The sequence below is a fragment of the Ruminococcus sp. AM43-6 genome (genome assembly GCF_003461785.1).
Taxonomy (GTDB): Bacteria; Bacillota; Clostridia; order Oscillospirales; family Ruminococcaceae; genus Hominimerdicola; species Hominimerdicola aceti.
The window spans coordinates 279,791-296,746 of the sequence record NZ_QTXU01000001.1 but is presented as its reverse complement, the minus strand read 5'-3'; the positions used below and the strand labels follow the sequence as shown (position 1 = coordinate 296,746).

The 16,956-nt window shown below is 41.2% G+C and carries 13 protein-coding genes; 3 read left to right on the top strand and 10 right to left on the bottom strand.

Annotated features, from left to right (window positions below):
• Positions 1-29: 29 nt before the first annotated feature.
• Complete coding sequence (locus DW938_RS01390) at positions 30-434, top strand: DUF3783 domain-containing protein (protein WP_118123674.1); 405 nt, start codon at positions 30-32, stop codon at positions 432-434.
• Entirely contained in the window at positions 424-1,305 is an 882-nt protein-coding gene (locus tag DW938_RS01385; protein ID WP_118123673.1) for a DMT family transporter, read from the top strand. Before DW938_RS01390 ends, DW938_RS01385 begins: the two co-directional genes overlap by 11 nt.
• A 70-nt stretch (positions 1,306-1,375) precedes the next feature.
• Here the strand turns inward: DW938_RS01385 and DW938_RS01380 are convergent, their stop codons facing one another.
• A complete protein-coding gene (locus DW938_RS01380; protein ID WP_022286804.1) occupies positions 1,376-2,446 on the bottom strand; it encodes a type IV pilus twitching motility protein PilT in 1,071 nt (356 codons plus the stop codon).
• Between the two features lie 27 nt (positions 2,447-2,473).
• A complete protein-coding gene (locus tag DW938_RS01375; protein WP_117857762.1) occupies positions 2,474-4,153 on the bottom strand; it encodes a GspE/PulE family protein in 1,680 nt (559 codons plus the stop codon).
• Between the two features lie 159 nt (positions 4,154-4,312).
• Between DW938_RS01375 and DW938_RS01370 the strand changes: the two genes are divergently transcribed.
• Complete coding sequence (locus tag DW938_RS01370) at positions 4,313-5,137, top strand: A24 family peptidase (RefSeq protein ID WP_118123672.1); 825 nt, start codon at positions 4,313-4,315, stop codon at positions 5,135-5,137.
• Positions 5,138-5,262: 125 nt separating this feature from the next.
• On the opposite strand, the gene DW938_RS01365 is transcribed toward DW938_RS01370, so the two are convergent.
• From DW938_RS01365 to recG, 8 genes are all read right to left on the bottom strand, one after another.
• Positions 5,263-7,131 (bottom strand): prepilin-type N-terminal cleavage/methylation domain-containing protein, encoded by a 1,869-nt coding sequence (locus tag DW938_RS01365; protein ID WP_207660685.1) that lies wholly within the window; start codon positions 7,129-7,131, stop codon positions 5,263-5,265.
• 18 nt (positions 7,132-7,149) lie between these two features.
• Entirely contained in the window at positions 7,150-7,959 is an 810-nt protein-coding gene (locus DW938_RS01360) for a type II secretion system protein (protein ID WP_117923118.1), read from the bottom strand.
• A 17-nt stretch (positions 7,960-7,976) separates the two neighbouring features.
• Positions 7,977-10,181, bottom strand: coding sequence for a hypothetical protein (locus DW938_RS01355; RefSeq protein ID WP_118123670.1), 2,205 nt, complete (start codon positions 10,179-10,181; stop codon positions 7,977-7,979).
• Between the two features lie 149 nt (positions 10,182-10,330).
• Positions 10,331-11,047: a type II secretion system protein GspM gene (gene gspM, locus DW938_RS01350; RefSeq protein WP_118123669.1), complete on the bottom strand. Its 717-nt coding sequence runs from the start codon at positions 11,045-11,047 to the stop codon at positions 10,331-10,333.
• A 2-nt stretch (positions 11,048-11,049) separates the two neighbouring features.
• Complete coding sequence (gene pilM, locus DW938_RS01345; protein WP_118059761.1) at positions 11,050-12,534, bottom strand: pilus assembly protein PilM; 1,485 nt, start codon at positions 12,532-12,534, stop codon at positions 11,050-11,052.
• 102 nt (positions 12,535-12,636) lie between these two features.
• Positions 12,637-13,833, bottom strand: coding sequence for a type II secretion system F family protein (locus DW938_RS01340; protein WP_117876523.1), 1,197 nt, complete (start codon positions 13,831-13,833; stop codon positions 12,637-12,639).
• A 288-nt stretch (positions 13,834-14,121) separates the two neighbouring features.
• Complete coding sequence (locus tag DW938_RS01335) at positions 14,122-14,688, bottom strand: hypothetical protein (RefSeq protein ID WP_118123668.1); 567 nt, start codon at positions 14,686-14,688, stop codon at positions 14,122-14,124.
• Positions 14,689-14,776: 88 nt separating this feature from the next.
• A complete protein-coding gene (gene recG, locus DW938_RS01330; RefSeq protein WP_118123667.1) occupies positions 14,777-16,813 on the bottom strand; it encodes an ATP-dependent DNA helicase RecG in 2,037 nt (678 codons plus the stop codon).
• Between the last annotated feature and the right edge of the window lie 143 nt (positions 16,814-16,956).

Here is a 16,956-nt window from a genome sequence, read left to right as displayed (position 1 = left end):
ATAGATAGTACGATTTGAGGAGTAATTTTATGAAGTCAAGAATACGAAGTGCTATACCGAAAAAGATAATCGGCATAAATATCAGTTCGCAAAAGCGTGATATCATTGAAGATATTGCTAAAAGCGAAAATGCGGTGGCTGTTTTCTTTGACAATGAGATAATGGGACAGCAGGTTGGATATCTTTGCGGTTTCAAGGGCTTTGTCAGGTCTGAAAAAGAGGGCGAAGACATCATGGACGAATGCCTTATTTTTTCGGGCATTGACGGCAGGAGCCTTGACCCTATACTGAAAAAGCTTAGGGAAAAAGAAGCTACGGTGAAGTTAAAAGCCATTGTCACGGCACACAATCAAAGCTGGAACGTTGGCGAGCTTATAAAAGAGCTTAGGCGTGAACACATTTACATGAACGGAGGTGACAGAGATGAAAAGTAAATACAAGGCTATTATTTACATTATTCTGTCGGCTTTTTCGTTTGCATTCATGTTCGCATTTGTGCGGCTTTCGGGTGATCTGCCGACGGTTCAAAAGACCTTTTTCAGAAACTTTGTGGCGTTGTTTTTCGCTATCGGAGTTTTGAAAAAGAACCACATACACTTTCACATTGAGGGCAAGAAGAACAATGCGGTCATTTTTGTGAGGGCGCTTGCTGGCACGCTAGGAATGCTTGGAAACTTCTATGCCATAGATCATCTTGTGCTGTCTGACGCTTCCATGCTAAACAAAATGTCACCGTTTTTCGTTATCATTTTCTCTTTTATTTTCCTTAAAGAGCGGCTGACTTTCTTTCAGGGTTTCACTGTAATTTGTGCATTTATAGGAAGCTTGTTTATCATCAAGCCGAGTTTTCAGAATGTGGACTTCCTCCCTGCCCTTATCGGTTTTCTAGGAGGAATGGGAGCGGGACTTGCTTACGCTTGCGTAAGATACTTAGGACAGCATGGAGTAAATGGTGCGGTGATAGTTGCATACTTCTCGGGATTTTCCTGCTTGTTTACCCTGCCATTTCTAATATTAGATTTCCACCCTATGACGATTTTCCAAATACTTTGTTTATTGGGAGCTGGCGCAGGTGCGGCAGGCGGACAGTTTGCTATAACTGCGGCTTACACTCACGCTCCTGCAAGGGAGATATCGGTTTATGATTACTCGCAGTTGATTTTTACCACGATTTTGGGATATTTCCTTTTTGGAGATATTCCTGATGGCTGGAGCTTTCTTGGATATTTCATTATCATTGCAATGGCTGTGCTTGTTTTTCTTTACAACAATGTTTGGCACAATGACAGCGAGGTCAAGGGCTGACAAAAAGGTAAACAAAAAAGAGCGTTTTTACTTTCTCGGTAAAAACGCTCTTTATTATTTATATTGTGGTTTAAGCTCCGCCTGCGATAAATCTCTTGAGATCCTGTGGGTTTACGCACTTTTCAAGCGCAACGTCCATGGAGATCGTTCTCGAACGAACGAGCTTTGCAAGCTCCTGATCCATGGTCTGCATTCCTGTTGCTTTACCTGTCTGCATAGCTGAACCGATAAGATGCACCTTATCGTCACGGATCATAGCTTTGATAGAGTCTGTTGCGTTGAGTATCTCACAGCAAGCTACACGGCTTGTACCGTCGAATGTACGGCAAAGTGTCTGAGTACAGATACCTACAAGAACGGAAGCAAGCTGAGTTCTGATCTGATGCTGCTGGTGAGCAGGGAAAACGTCGATGATACGGTCGATAGTTGACGGTGCGGACGTTGTATGAAGTGTACTCATAACAAGATGTCCTGTTTCAGCGGCGGTAACAGCAGCTTCGATAGTCTCGAAGTCACGCATTTCTCCTACGAGGATAATGTCCGGGTCCTCACGGAGAGCAGCACGGAGAGCAAGTGAGAAGCTCGGTACGTCAGGTCCAATCTCTCTCTGGTTTACCATACATCTCTTATGAGCGTGCATATACTCGATAGGGTCCTCAATAGTGATGATATGAGCTGATTTATGGATATTTACATGGTCGATCATTGCGGCAAGAGTTGTTGACTTACCTGAACCGGTAGGACCGGTTACAAGCACAAGTCCACGAGGTCTCATTGAGAACTCTGCAAGGATAGGTGGCAGGTCAAGGTCGGTAAGGGTCGGGATATCGTTTCTCAAAAGACGGAGAGCGATGGCCGTGTTTCCTCTCTGACGATACACGTTTACACGGTGACGGAAACCTCTTGAAGATACATATGTAAAGTCGGTATCAATATGGTCTTTGATAGACTGACGCTGCTTATCTGTACACATATCCTCGCATATTTTGAGAATTTCGATCTCGGTCATATCAGGATATGAGGAAAGCTTTCTCAGGTTACCGCCCTGTCTAACTATCGGCGGAATACCTACGGTGAAGTGCAGGTCGGAACAGCCAAGGGCTCTTGCTTCATCAAGAATTTTGTTAATGTCGATTGCCATTAGAATTTACCTCCATATATTTCTTTTTTATACAGCATATGTTACACGGATAAGTTCGTCCATTGAGGTCTTGCCTTGCTGAACAAGCTCTGAAACGTTGTCACGAAGCAGGTGACAGCCCTCTTTCTTTGCAAGCTCCTGAATTTCGTCAGCTTTTGCTCCCCTTGTGATAAGAGCCTGCATAGACGGTGTTGCGAGAAGGATCTCATGGATAGCGGTTCTTCCCTTATATCCTGTGTTATTGCACTTTGGACAGCCACATGGGTCGTACACCTGTACTGAATGGTCAAGACCCATAAGCTCATTTTCTTCCTCAGTTGACATTCTAGGCTTTTTGCACTCAGGGCAAAGCACCTTTGTAAGACGCTGAGCAACGATACCGATAAGTGAGGTTGCGACCATGTATGCCTCAACGCCCATATCCACAAGTCTTGTTACAGTAGAAGCGGCGTCATTGGTATGAAGTGTTGACAGAACAAGGTGTCCTGTAATAGCGGCACGGATAGCGATTTCAGCAGTTTCAGTATCACGCATTTCTCCGACCATTATGATGTCAGGGTCCTGACGGAGGATAGAACGAAGTGCTGCACCGAATGTCATGCCTGCCTTTTCGTTTATCTGGCACTGATTTACGCCATCGATCTTTTTCTCGACTGGGTCTTCGACGGTAATAACATTGTTATTAGGCTTTGAGATCTCACCAAGTGCGGCATAAAGTGTGGTAGATTTACCTGAACCTGTAGGGCCTGTTACAAGGACAACACCCTGTGGCACTTTAAGGCAAGACTCAAATCTCTTATAGTTATACTCGGTCATACCCAGGTCGGTTATTTTTCTAAGTGACATATCGCCCGTTGCGAGGATACGGAGAACGACTTTCTCACCGTATACCATTGGAAGGTTAGATACACGGAGGTCAAGAGTTGTGCCGTCAACGACCTGTGACATACGACCGTCCTGTGGGATACGCTTTTCGGCAATATTCATGCCGCTCAAGATCTTGAAACGGGTAACAAGCGAAGTATGAAGTGCAGCGGAAAGAGTCATAAGCTCGATAAGGTCGCCGTTTACACGGATACGGATAACGGTTTTATCCTTGAATGGCTCGATATGTATATCCGTTGCATCCTGACGCTGGGCGTTCTCAACGATAGCGGTAGCAAGTTTAACGATAGGAGCGTTCTCGATTCTCTCCTCGGAGATATCCTTGAGTTCTTCAAGGTTAAGCTCTTCCTCTTTTTGCTTTGTAGCTTCGTCAACAACGGAGTTAACCTGACCTTCTGAGTACATCTTACCGATAGCACGGTTGATAGATGACTTTGTGGCAAGGACAGGTGTTATGCTGCAGCCTGTGATAACACGGAGATCCTCGAAAATATAGAAGTTGATAGGGTCATTAGTTGCAACGGTCATACGCTTGCCTATTTTGCTGACTGCGATGACGTTATACTTTCTTGCAGTTGCCTCAGGTATCTTCTTGACTATATCAGGCATAAGCTCTGTATTATCAAGGTCGATATAAGACACATTCAGTCGCTCGGCGAGGACCTGACAGAACTGAACATCGGTAACGAGCTTCATGTCAATAATGACATCACCAAAAAGTCTTCCCTTTTGCTCCTTCTGTTTGGCAAGGACTTCCTGAAGCTGTTCTTCAGTTATAAGACCTTTCTGTACCAGATACTGACCGATAGGGCCGTTTCTCATATATATTACTCCAATCCTCCGCATTGATTTAGGGATCCGACGCTGCGGAAACGTCTGCTGCGGTGCAAAAACCGCAAAAAAATCATATTATCTATTGTAATCTTCATGAAAGTATGATAAAATTAATATATTAACTAATGAATCCAAAGGAGGATCACTGTGGATAATTTAACCTTATCATACATAATCATTTATGTATTTGTGTTCATCTTCGGAGCGTGCATAGGCAGTTTTCTTAACGTCTGCATATACCGATTGCCGAAAAATGAAAGTCTTATCAAGCGAAATTCTCACTGTATGACCTGCGGAGAGCCGATCAAACGGCGTGACCTTATACCGATAGTAAGCTGGTGCATACTTCGTGGAAAGTGTCGAAGCTGCGGTGCAAAGATATCGGCAAGATACACTATAGTTGAAACGCTGAACGCACTGCTCTACTTATGGGTATTCTACCATTTTAATGGAATTTTCAATCCGCTTCGTGCAGCACTTGTCTGTCTGTTATTCTCTGCTCTTATCGTTGTATTCTTCATGGACTGGGACACTCAGCTTATCAACACATATGTTGTGATATTCATAGGTTTGCTTGGTGTTGCGGAATACATCTTCTGCAAAGATCAGACGGGACTTACGCTTAAATCACACTTGATCGGATTTTTCATTGTGAGCGTGCCTTTGCTTATTATTTGTCTTATCACACACGAGAAAGCAATGGGCATGGGAGATGTATATCTCATGGCAGCCGCAGGGTTGTTTCTCGGAATGCAGGGTGCTTTGGTAGCTCTTCTTATCGGACTGATAACAGGCTCGATCGGCGGACTTATCCAGAAGCACCGCAGCGGTGATTCAGTATTTGCATTTGGTCCATATCTCTCCATAGGAATTGCTATTGCAGCCTTGTACTCAGAGCAGATCGGTTCATGGTACATGGACTTTACCGGTCTTAACGAGATGATGAACGAAGCAATGCTGATAATAAGATAATTGCAAATTCCGCAGTCTGATACTGCGGAATTTTTTTGCTCAAAAAATCCTCTTAATAGAAGTTTTCTGTTAAGGGGATTTTTTCAGCAATCAGACCCGTGGAGGGGTCTGATTGAGAAAAGAAATTACTGTACCTTAGATATTGTAATATCAGATGGGTTCAGAGAATACTTTGAAAGATCCTCAGTATACTTTGGATCGTTGTACTTCTTAAAATACAACGTAACTGTGACGGTTCCACCCGCTGGAATAAATACACAGTTTGATGGGTTATTCAAATCATTGTTCGTTGTAAATCCGCAAACCTTATCATTTGGAATTTTCAATCTCCAATCCGCCTGCATCTGATCAAATGCAAAACCAACATTAGCACTTAAAGACCAGATCTTTACAACATCAGAACCATTATTCTGTATTGTTATATCATAGTCTATCTCACCATCATTGATTTTTCTTGCGATACTGCTGATAACGTACAAATCATTTGTCGGTTTTGAAATGAAGGTTGCCTCAAAAACAGTATCTGATGTTATAACCTTAGTAGATATATCATCATTTGTTCCTTCTACGACCCAACCGCCAAATATCTTATTAGCGTCTGACGAAACAGGGGTAGCTCCTGGATAATTTGCATACTGTCCATCAGAAACATAAATAGTTGAAGCATTTATTAAAGAACCGTTTAATTTAAACTCAACCTTATGCTTGTTCTGTACAACTGGAACGAAAACAACTGAGCTATCTGTAATAGAAACATCAGTAAGACCCTTTGAGTTATCTGATTTGTATACCCACTTAACAAAATCCTGTTTTATAGTATCCATATCAGTTGGAATTCCCGGGTCATTTGCAAAGTCGCCATCATAGACTTTTGTTGTTGTAAATGTAGAACCGTTGATATTCTCAAACGTTACATTAAATTGGGCTTTCGGTGCAACAGGCGGATAAACACAGGAGAATACCATATCCTTATTTATTGTTACGCCTGTTGTAAAATCAGCAACGTTATTCTTGCTGTCTACCCAATAAGGCGTGCCATAACCTGTTCTTGATGGCATAGAAGGTGGAGTTTTATAAACTGTACCCGCCTTGACAGACTTAGTATCTATCTGTTTACCACGAAGCGTTGAATCAGGGTCGCTTGCAGAGTAGATAAACTTTACACTGTATGTTTTTGAACTTGAAACTGTTGTCTTATCGTAGAAAATATAAGTATATGTGTTTGAAGCGTCAAGGCTGTAATACTTTTCCTGCTGAGCTGTGCAACCTGCAGGAGCAGTAGTTGCCTGAGGATATGTGACATAAGCAGGATGTACAGAGAAATCTTTATAGTCATGAACTTTGTATGAATCGTCTTTTTTTATGTTAATATTTGTGAGATTTACTGCTGCGTCCTTTTTATACTTTGTTTTCGTAAAAGTATAGCTTCCGTTCTCATATGTTGGCTGATAGGCTGTAAGAGAAACGTCGAGAGTACGCATTTCCTCAATATTGCTGATACTTGCACCGATATCAAACTTATAATTGTCGTAAAAATCAACGCCTCTTGCAACAGCAGAATTATTAAAGTTTAAGCCCTCTGTATTTACATTACCTACATTGATGATACAGCCTTTTGCACCCATTCTCTTTGCAGCTGTATCCGTGTCGCTGCCTGAATAGTTTTTCAGACTATAGCCACGAAGATTATTATTGTCAATAACGATACAATTTGAATAGGTCACACCGCTTCCACCGATAGTACCAGAGGTTGAAACATCAGGCACACCAATATAATTTTTAAGCACAAGAACATTGGTCGAATATCTAAGCTCATCATCAAGATAGTCTATAAGACCTGAACCTATGATATTGCTTTCCATTGTTGCATCAGCGTCATGATAAACGTTATTTGCAGGTTTGATCATATTAAGGATAGCTCCGAGGATCACGCCGAAAATCGTTACCACAACGATAAGCTCAACAAGGGTAAAACCCTTGCGGTTTTTATTCATTTTCAAGATCCTCCCTCCTTATGGTGTTGGTTGTGCAGCGTCATATTCAGCCTGATTTTTGTAATCGGAACCACCCATATAATGGATAACTACATAACCTGTAGCTTTACCTGACGCATCTTTTTCAAGATAATGGTCAAAGGTCGCATCTGTGATCTTAAATGCAGCTGCATCGGCTGTTGGAGCGTTGCTGTAAAGATCAGATGACTGTGAGAAGCCGAAATAATCGCTTCCTGTTACGCCTGAAAGCACAACGCCAAACTGCTGATTTCCGCCGTCACCGATAGGGATAAGAAGTGAATTTCCTGATGAGTTATTATTTACATCAAAGAACTTTCCGCCTGTAAGCTCAGGAGTGAGAGCATAGAAATTCATATCTGTCCCTGAATTGTTATAAAATTTCACCCAATATACGCTTTTTTCAGGATTAGGTGTAATATTTACGTCCTTACCTTGAAGAAATTTGAGCTGATAGCCTGCATCCTCATCAATATTATTAAGCTTTGCTTTAAAACCATAGGCTGTAGTATTGAACTTTATGCCGCTTCCAAAGTCTGCCTCAAGGGCAAACTCATTTGTAGTTTTGCCGCTTGAAGAAAACTTATTTACCTTCAGCTCGTTCATATTGACGGTCTTGTTATCATTATACTGCTCGGCATTTACTGCCTGAGTATACATTTCATTGTTGCGGTAGTAGTTTTCAAGATTCTGTCTTTTTGCCGCTACAGCAACTGTAACAAGCATAGCTGACATACCTGACAAAAGTGCCATTGCTATGATGACCTCTACAAGAGTCATACCCTTTTTATTTTTGCTGTTCTTTTTCATGAGTATACTCCTTTCAATTAGTAGTGATCATATCTGTCAAGTTCGTATCCGTAAGCATAATCATCCTTGCCGCCCTTCGCATTCTGCATTACAGAAGTAGTTGAAGGCTTGGTGTATACATAGAACGCTGTATTGGCGTTACCAAAGCTGTTTGCGATAACTACGCCAACTGCACAGCACTGAACGGTCATTTTTCCGCCTGCTGAGTCTGTTACCACAAGTCCGCCAAGACCGCTTGTTGCGATATTAACGATAGCCTGTGGTGAATAGAATGAGCCCTGGAAGAAGCTTTGATCTGTAGCGTTAAGTGTTGTGTTCTCACCAAACAGGAAGATGATGCTGCTGTTTTTCGGTCTGTAAGAGCCTGCAACATCTACAGATGTAGGGTTGAGAACAAAGCCGCTCTGTGGTAAGCCAGGGTTACCCTTTGTATTATTGAGAACAGAAGAATCAAACATACGAACGTAAGTATCATAATCAAATACCTTAAGTCCCTTAAAGCTATAGTTACAAGCACTAGAGCCTGAATGCTGTGACTTGCCTGTTACTGAGTCGATACCATTAAGTGTAATAGCACTGCCTGAGTCTGAAACAAAATAGCAGTTGTATTTTCTGTCACCTGTAGTCGTATCAATTATAGTTGAACGATTTCTAACAACTATTACAGGTGACCATTCTGCTCCAAGATTAAGACCATTCTGAAGTCTTATAACGATATCACCCGAAGAATCAGAAACATCAACGAGGATCCTTGAACCATTGCCATAATCTTTGAACGAAAGATCTTTTGCCCATGTACAGCTTGATGTTATTCTCAATTTGTAGCGGCTTGTAACTGGAGTCTTAGCTCCTGTTCCTGTAAGGTCTATTAGCTCAGTAAGCGTGTAGTCAACATTATTCCAATAGCTTGGATCGCTTGCAAAGGTATTGAAAGTTTTAGTGTTTTTGCCATTATAGAAATCCTGATATTGATCAGAGATCGTTGTCACATTAGTATCATTGCTCATGAAGAAATCTTCCGGATAATATACATAGGCATCAGCAGATACAGGTATCTGTGGCTTTGCGTCACGACCTGCTTTGCTAAGAACAGCTCCTTCATGAATATTTGAAGCCTGGCAGACAATCTTATCTTTACCCGTGATAGTGCCGGTAACATAAACAGAGCCTGTTACCTTAAGTGACTTTGTGACATTAAGATCACCCTCGACATAGAGAGAGCCATTGATCGTCTGACCATTTGCACCAAATGTTGCATCGCCATTATAAGCACCTGCGCCCTTATAAACGTAGAAGTTACCATACTGTGTATAGTCATTTCCGCCAATGTTAGCTTCACAACAGAACAAATCGACATCAAAACCTGAAGAACCAACGTCCATATGGTTTGAAGTAGAGAGCTTCTGACCGATATTAACATAGTTATATCCGTCTGCTCTTGCCATTGTGGAGTTAATGTGGAATTCATTTGAAACATCAAGGTTTTCAGAAATTGTAACAGTTGAACCCTGCTTTTCATCTACAAGACTAGGCTTGAGCATGATAAGAGGCTGAGTTGAAACCTCCAAAGAACCATACATAAGATAAGAACCATAGATACTGGTATTGTTTGTAAATCTATAAATCTTACCAGTGGTATTATTGATACCAGCCATATCACCGATAACGTTAAGGTTATCGTAACCTGCGCCGCCGTTACCAACAAGCTCGATAGTATTTGTATACTCGGCAGGCTTTGGAACTGGGTGCGTGGAAATATGAGCTGCTACCTTCTCAGTTTTTCCCAGATAAGTAGTTTCACAGGTAACAACGATATTTGCAACACTTGTACCCTCCTGTGCTACAGTTATCTTTGTGGTACCGATATTATCGCTTTTACCGTCACCGCCGTTGTAACTTACAGTAGTAGTAGTACCCTTACCGCTGTTAGCGCTTGCAAGTTTTTTAAGGTTATCCATAACCTGTTTCTGCTGAGCCTTTGCAGTAGGGTCATTGGTAGGAGCAGTATCAGTTTGTATCTGATTAATAAAGCTTTCAAGAGTAGATGAAGCTGTCAGATAAGCCTGTTTACTCTTATAGTTATCATTTGTTTTTGTCCTGTTTACCGAAACAAAAGAAACAGTTGCAGTCAAAAGTATTGACAGCATGAGCATGACAGCAACCGCTGTGAAAAGCACGACTCCGGGTTTGTTTCTTTGTTTCCTCTTCGGAGTATTCTTCATATTAACCACCTTTCTTAGTTTTATTATCACTTATGCTATACTTTTTTTTCATTTTACACAGGTTGATTACTTATATAAAATTTTTAATCATTATATAGCACTAATTGGCAGGATAAGAAATATTCCTTATCCTACCAAATAGTTTTCTCTTAGCTGGCAGAAGGATCAGCAAGCTTCTTCAGAACGTACATATTCAGTGTCATAGAGCCTGAGATCTCGCTCTCATTGACATTCTCAATGTTAACATTCTCGATCACCATGCTCTTTTCATTGTTTGTCGTCAGGTTATCAGCAAAATTCTTGAAACCTGAAAGTGAGCTTTTGAACTGAATGTTAAGGCTATAGTAACCTATTGTCTGTCCAGCAGCTGCATTAGGATCTTCTGCAGCTGCATTTGCATCTGCATTAGCGTCTGCGGCTGATGAATCAGTTGTGCTTGCATTATTGTATTCATCTACCTTAGTGTCAAAATCAGTAGCTGTTGCTGTTGACTCATAAGCAAAAGGTGAAAGAACTGTGCTGCCGTATGATGAAATAGTCATATTGGAGTTTTTGATCTTTACATCATCAACATTAAAAAGCTCACGAACCTTATCAGTAGCCTTGTATGCTACCTGATAATCATAGAAGTTAGCTGCGACCTGTGACGTGCTTGTATAAAGTGTCTGAATCTCAGCGGCAAGGTTCTTATCCTTGTCTACCTGATCTTCAAGCTCGCTGAGCTGTACCTTTGCTGATTCCAGATCACTGCTTGCCTGACTGCACTCATCAATGGCAGGCTTAATAAAAAGCATAAAACCTGCAACAATTATAAGCAGTACGAATACTACTATCAAAATCATTTTATCACGATAATTCAACTTCATAATTATTCACCCTCGCCCTCTTCTTTAAGATAAAGTGTCAGCGAATCAAGCGTTACGCCTGAGCTGCCTTCTTCACCGATCGAATATCCGTTGTATCCTACATCTTCCTGGAAGAGTCCTGTACCTACAAGGGCATCGATTGCTGTTTTTACATCTGACTGATCATCAAGCTCAACCTTAGTAAGTGTTACTGTACCAGCTTCAAGGTTATATGTAAAGCCTTCATACTTGAAAGAACCAAGAGCTTCCTTGATATCGTCAAACATCTCACTTGACACGACCGGAAGTGTTTCAAGAGCTGCATTTGCTGATGTAACATAGTTTGAATAATCCTGCATGATCTTCATCTTATTGTGAAGTATCTGGTTCTGGGCGATCTTCTCATTGCAAACAGCTATCTTATCATTAGTCTTGTCTATATCTTTCTCGATAGAACTCTTCCTGAGATTAATAACAAGTGTTGCACCTGCGATAAGCACTGCAGCTGCCGCAGCGAAGATACCGCCTGTCATGAGCAGCGAACCCATTCCGCTGTTGCCGCCCTTACCTGTGGACTGATCGACTTCGAGGAGGTTGATCTTCTCTGTTGCCTTGTTTCTCTTATAGAGAGCACCGATAGCATTAGCGAATACTGTAAACTCGAAGTTCTCGAAACCTGTGATCTGAGCAGGCACACCGAGAACGGAAGCCTTTATATCAAGACCGTCAAGAGCGTCAACGAGTTTGATGTAGTCCTCGATAAAGCCATAGAGGATAACATTTTCAAGTCCTGAACCGCCTCTTGCCTTATTGAACTGCTCCATTCTGAAGATGTTCTCGTTAAGAGCTTCAGTGATATAATCGTCAGAATCATAATCATCTTCTGAGATAGGAACGTATCTGGCGAATGCCATCTGTCCATTCTCAAAAAGTGTAAGACCAAGGAAGTTCTTATCGATCTGGCAAACCAACAGTGGCATTTTCTCCATGTTGGACTTGTCAGCAAGAACGATTCTTGCGATAGAGTTACATCCGATGTTAACAGATCTGAGGTTCATGCCCATAATGTTATAAAGCTTTCTGTAGCTTTCAACTATCGTACTAGGGCAAGCTGTTGCAAGTACCTTCACTGCGCCAGGATTATCCTCGCCTGCTTCACCTACTACTGTATATGAGATAGAATACTCATCTGTGATACCCATTTCCTGGCTCATATGGTTCTGTACCATAAGCAGGAACTCATTACCCTTTGCCTTTGGAACTACAAGCTCCTTGAATACGATGTTGCTCGATGAAAAAGTAACGATAGCGTCCTTATCCATCATATCCTCAGCCTTGAGCTGAGTGAGCAGTAACTCAGACAGACCTGAAAGGTTGATGACCTCACCATTAAGGATCATATCCTCAGGAACGTCTACCTGCAAAGATCTCTCGATCCTTATCTTGTTAGAGGAGTTATCACCTTTAACAATGTTGATTTGTCTATCAGAAATATCAAATGATAGCATTTATTCCTTCACCTCTTAAATTATTTTTCAAAACAAATATCTTCCCTCTCCATTTTAAAGAAGAGGAGATATTTAAAATTAACGAACATAAAATGCAGACCCTTAGTTTTCCAGACCTGACAATGAACCGTAGAGCAGTGGGAAGATACCCGCAAGGCAAAGACCGATCGCAACACCCATGAATACGATGAGCAATGGTTCCATAAGTCCTACAAGTCTTGTAACGGCTGCGTCTGCTTCTTCCTCATAGTAGTCAGCAGTTTTCTCAAGGATCTCATCGAGAGCACCTGATTCCTCACCGACATAGATGATGGAAGTAAACATTCCTTCAAATATCTCTGTTTTTGCAAGTGACGCTGAAAGCGGTGCGCCCTGCTTAACTTCATCAACTACCTGAATGAACATCTTATCAACATAAGCGTTTCCAAGTATTCTTGACGAACGTTCAAGACACTCTACCATTGGGATACCGCTTGAATAAAGTGATGAAAGAGTTCTTGCGAAACGACCCTCATAGATCTTTACCATAAGCTTTCCGGCGGCAGGCATTTTTATCTTGATATAGTCAAATTTAAGTCTGACTGACGGTACTTTCAAGGCGTATATCCAACCGAATATCAAAACAACGACCACGATAAGAATGATATACCATTTTGCCTTGAAAAAGTCACTGAATGAGAAAAGAGCCTTAGAAAGTGCAGGCATCTGATCCTCTGACATAAGACCTGCAAATATAGGCATGATGAACGTAAACATACCGATTACCATGACGATACAAAGAACGCCAAGTATGATAGGATAAGTCATCGCACTCTTTACCTTATTGTTCAACTTGTTTGAGTTTGCATAATAATCGCTCAGACGCTGCATTGTCATATCAAGCGTACCTGAGGTCTCACCTGCGTCTACCATTGAAATGAAAAAGTCCGGAAAGCTTCCTCTTCTTGTATCGAGGGCCTCGGTAAAGCTCTGACCTTTCTGAACATCGTCATAAACGCTTCTCCAAACATCCTTTGCACCCTTATTCTCCTCTTCTTTATAGAGAATGTCGAGCGCTTTAACAATGGTAAGACCCGATGTCATCATTGCCGCAAGCTGACGGCAGCAGAAAGCAAGTTCCTTAGTATTGAACTTGTGCACAGATTGTTTGCCTGCACCGCCCAATGCTTCTGTATAACTTATACAGAAAAGACCTTGTTCGTGGATCTTGTCCAGTACTTCCTGTGCATCCTCAGCCTCATAGATACCCTTTATGGTTTTTCCCGAGGTATCCTTAGCAACATAGGAAAATTTCTTCATAATATGTAGATACACCTCCACTTATTTATACATTTTGTGCATTCATAACAAAAAACTTTAAAAATACACAAAACGCATTTTTATAATTATAACATTATTTTCATCTTTTCGCAAGTGATTGAGTGCTTTTTAAGCGTTAATTTATTTACAAAATAATCTTCACAAATTTATCGAATTTGTACAAATAGAATAATTAAACTAACATTTTAAATAATATTTAACATTCAAAGCGAGTTCATACAGATTTCTGATAGTAAATACTCTTATTTATGTTCAAATAATACAAACTTATACTTTATTATCCGTCTTGCCCGTACTAAAAGATTTCATACTTTTGAGAATGACAGGATGCTTATGAACATACACTTTATAGGCTATCAGATAGAAACAATAGGACGCTGCAAGAAGAAGTCCTATGCCGATTATCACGCTTACAAGGTAGTTCATGCCCACGCCTTCATTCAGCCATATACACGGATAATAAAGCACCTTATAGAAGATATCTCCCTTGCCCTCCTGACTGAATGAATCCCTGAATATTGCAGGAATAAAATACACTAGAAGCATAAGAAGATACACTATTGTAATATTGACCCAGCTCCAATTTTCATATGCGGCATGGCGTTTGCCGTCGTCATAAAAAAGTCTTAGGAAAAATATAAGCATGACCGCAAAGCCTATAAATGAGTCTACATTACTATTTGTCATAAAGCTCTTGAAAGCAGATGTGCTTGACGGAAAGACCGTAACCAGAGCCGGTATCAGCACAATGCCTGCAAAGGCTGAAAACAGTGTAAGAACGATCATTATCCCAATTCTCGACAAAATGTACTTTAAAAATTTTATTGGTTCCATAACTACCTCCGTTTTATTCTTTCGCTTTATAAAGTCTTTATGCTTTACATCTCATCTTACACGATAAAGTTTTCAGACTTTACATCTTTCAATTATCTGACATAGTTTTATCAAAGAGTTTATCCACAAGCTCTCTTAGATATATATTTTCTGTACGCTCAAGTTTAGGGTCTGCGTTTCTGATAAGCTGTGCGGCTTCCTGTGCTTTTCTTAGTATATCCATATCCTGTGACATATCCGCTATCTTCAATGCAGGTAGGCCATGCTGTCTGCTTCCGAAAAAGTCACCGGGACCTCTGAGTTTAAGATCTTCCTCAGATATCTTAAAGCCGTCGTTAGTCTTGCCCAAAATTTTAAGCCTTTTCACGCTTTCCTCATTCACGTTGTCTGTAATGAGGATACAACTTGATTTATATTTACCTCTTCCCACACGACCACGAAGTTGGTGAAGCTGAGAAAGACCAAATCTGTCAGCATTTTCTATTACCATTATTGCCGCATTAGGCACGTCAACTCCTACCTCCACAACTGTTGTGGAAACGAGCAGGTCTATTTTATGCTCCTTGAAGTCGTTCATGACCTGTTCTTTCTGAGCGCCGCTCATTCTGCCATGAAGAAGTCCCACAGTGTAATCTTTAAACGTATCCTGAGAAAGCTTTTTAGCATAGGTCTTAACGTCCTGCAAGTCCATATCACTTTCCTCTATCATTGGACAGACTATATAACCCTGTCTGCCCTCGTCAAGATATTTTTTCACATAGTTAAAAGCACGCTCGCGAAGTTTTCCTGTAACGGCATAAGTTTCAACAGGCTGTCTGCCCTTAGGAAGCTCTTTCAGTACAGAAATATCAAGGTCGCCGTATATCATAAGGGCAAGAGTTCTAGGGATAGGCGTGGCTGACATAACAAGCTTATGGGGATTTTCACCCTTTGAAGCAAGTGCCGCACGCTGTTCAACGCCAAAGCGGTGCTGCTCGTCTGTTATGACAAGGGCAAGCTTTTTGAACTTCGTTGTCTGCTGAACAAGAGCGTGTGTTCCCACTGCAACAGCGTATTCACCGTTTTCAAGCCCCTCTTTCACAAGCTTTTTCTGTTTTGCGGTCATAGAGCCTGTGAGCAGTGCCACCTTTACGCCAAGCGGTTCGAGAAAGCCTTTGAGTGTCTCGTAATGCTGTTCTGCAAGTATCTCAGTAGGCGCCATAAGTGCGGTCTGACAGCCATTTTTATACACAAAATATGCCGCTCCTGCCGCAACTGCGGTCTTACCCGAGCCAACGTCGCCCTGAACAAGTCTGTTCATAGGCTGTTCTTTCTGCATATCTCTGATACAATCCTCTATGGCGGTTTGCTGGCTGTTTGTAAGGATAAAAGGCAGAGCGTTATAAAAGCTGTCCATATCCTGCGTTTTCAGCACAAAGCCGCTTTTTTCACGGCTTCGGCTTTTCATAAGCTGCATACCGAGCTGCAAAACAAGAAGCTCGTCAAAGACAAGGCGATTTTTCGCAAGCTCACAGGTGTGCATATCTTTTGGAAAATGTATATTCTCCAAAGCATATTCAAGAGAACAGAAATTATACCTTTGCATTATGCTTTTTGGCAGAGGCTCATAGATATTCTTATTAAAAACATTCAGGGCGAGCCTTACTGTTTTTCTGAGCATTTGCTGACTAAGACCCTCTGTGAGGTGATAGACAGGCTGAACTTTATCTTCAGTATCGGCAGAAAGTATCACAGGAGAATTTATCTCTTTTCGCACAAGGTTTCCTGTTATCCTGCCGCAGAGGTAATACTCTTTATCAACTTCAAGCTGTTTATACATATACTCGCTGTTATAGATAACTATTACAAGGTCGGTGACGTCGTCGGTAAAAATGACTTTGTACACTGACAGACCCTTTCTGATACGGGCTTCAGGGAGCTTTTTAACTACTCTGCCCTTTACTATGCAAGGCTCGTTAGTTGGTGCGTCGGCTATGGGGACAGGCGAGGTATAGTCGATATAACTTCTCGGATAATGACAAAGCAGGTCATAGACTGTTTTCACGCCTAATTTCTCATAACATTCGGCACGCTTTTCCCCAACGCCTTTTAGATACTCTATTGGTTTCTCAAGATCTTTTAACAAACCCTCACCACCTATCAGTTTTTACTCTACTTAATACGATTATATCATACATCACATAAAAGGTCAATGACTTTTATTCAAATCATACATATTTACGCCATTTTTCCTGCACGTTTTGCATTTTTGCACAAAAAAAGAACAGA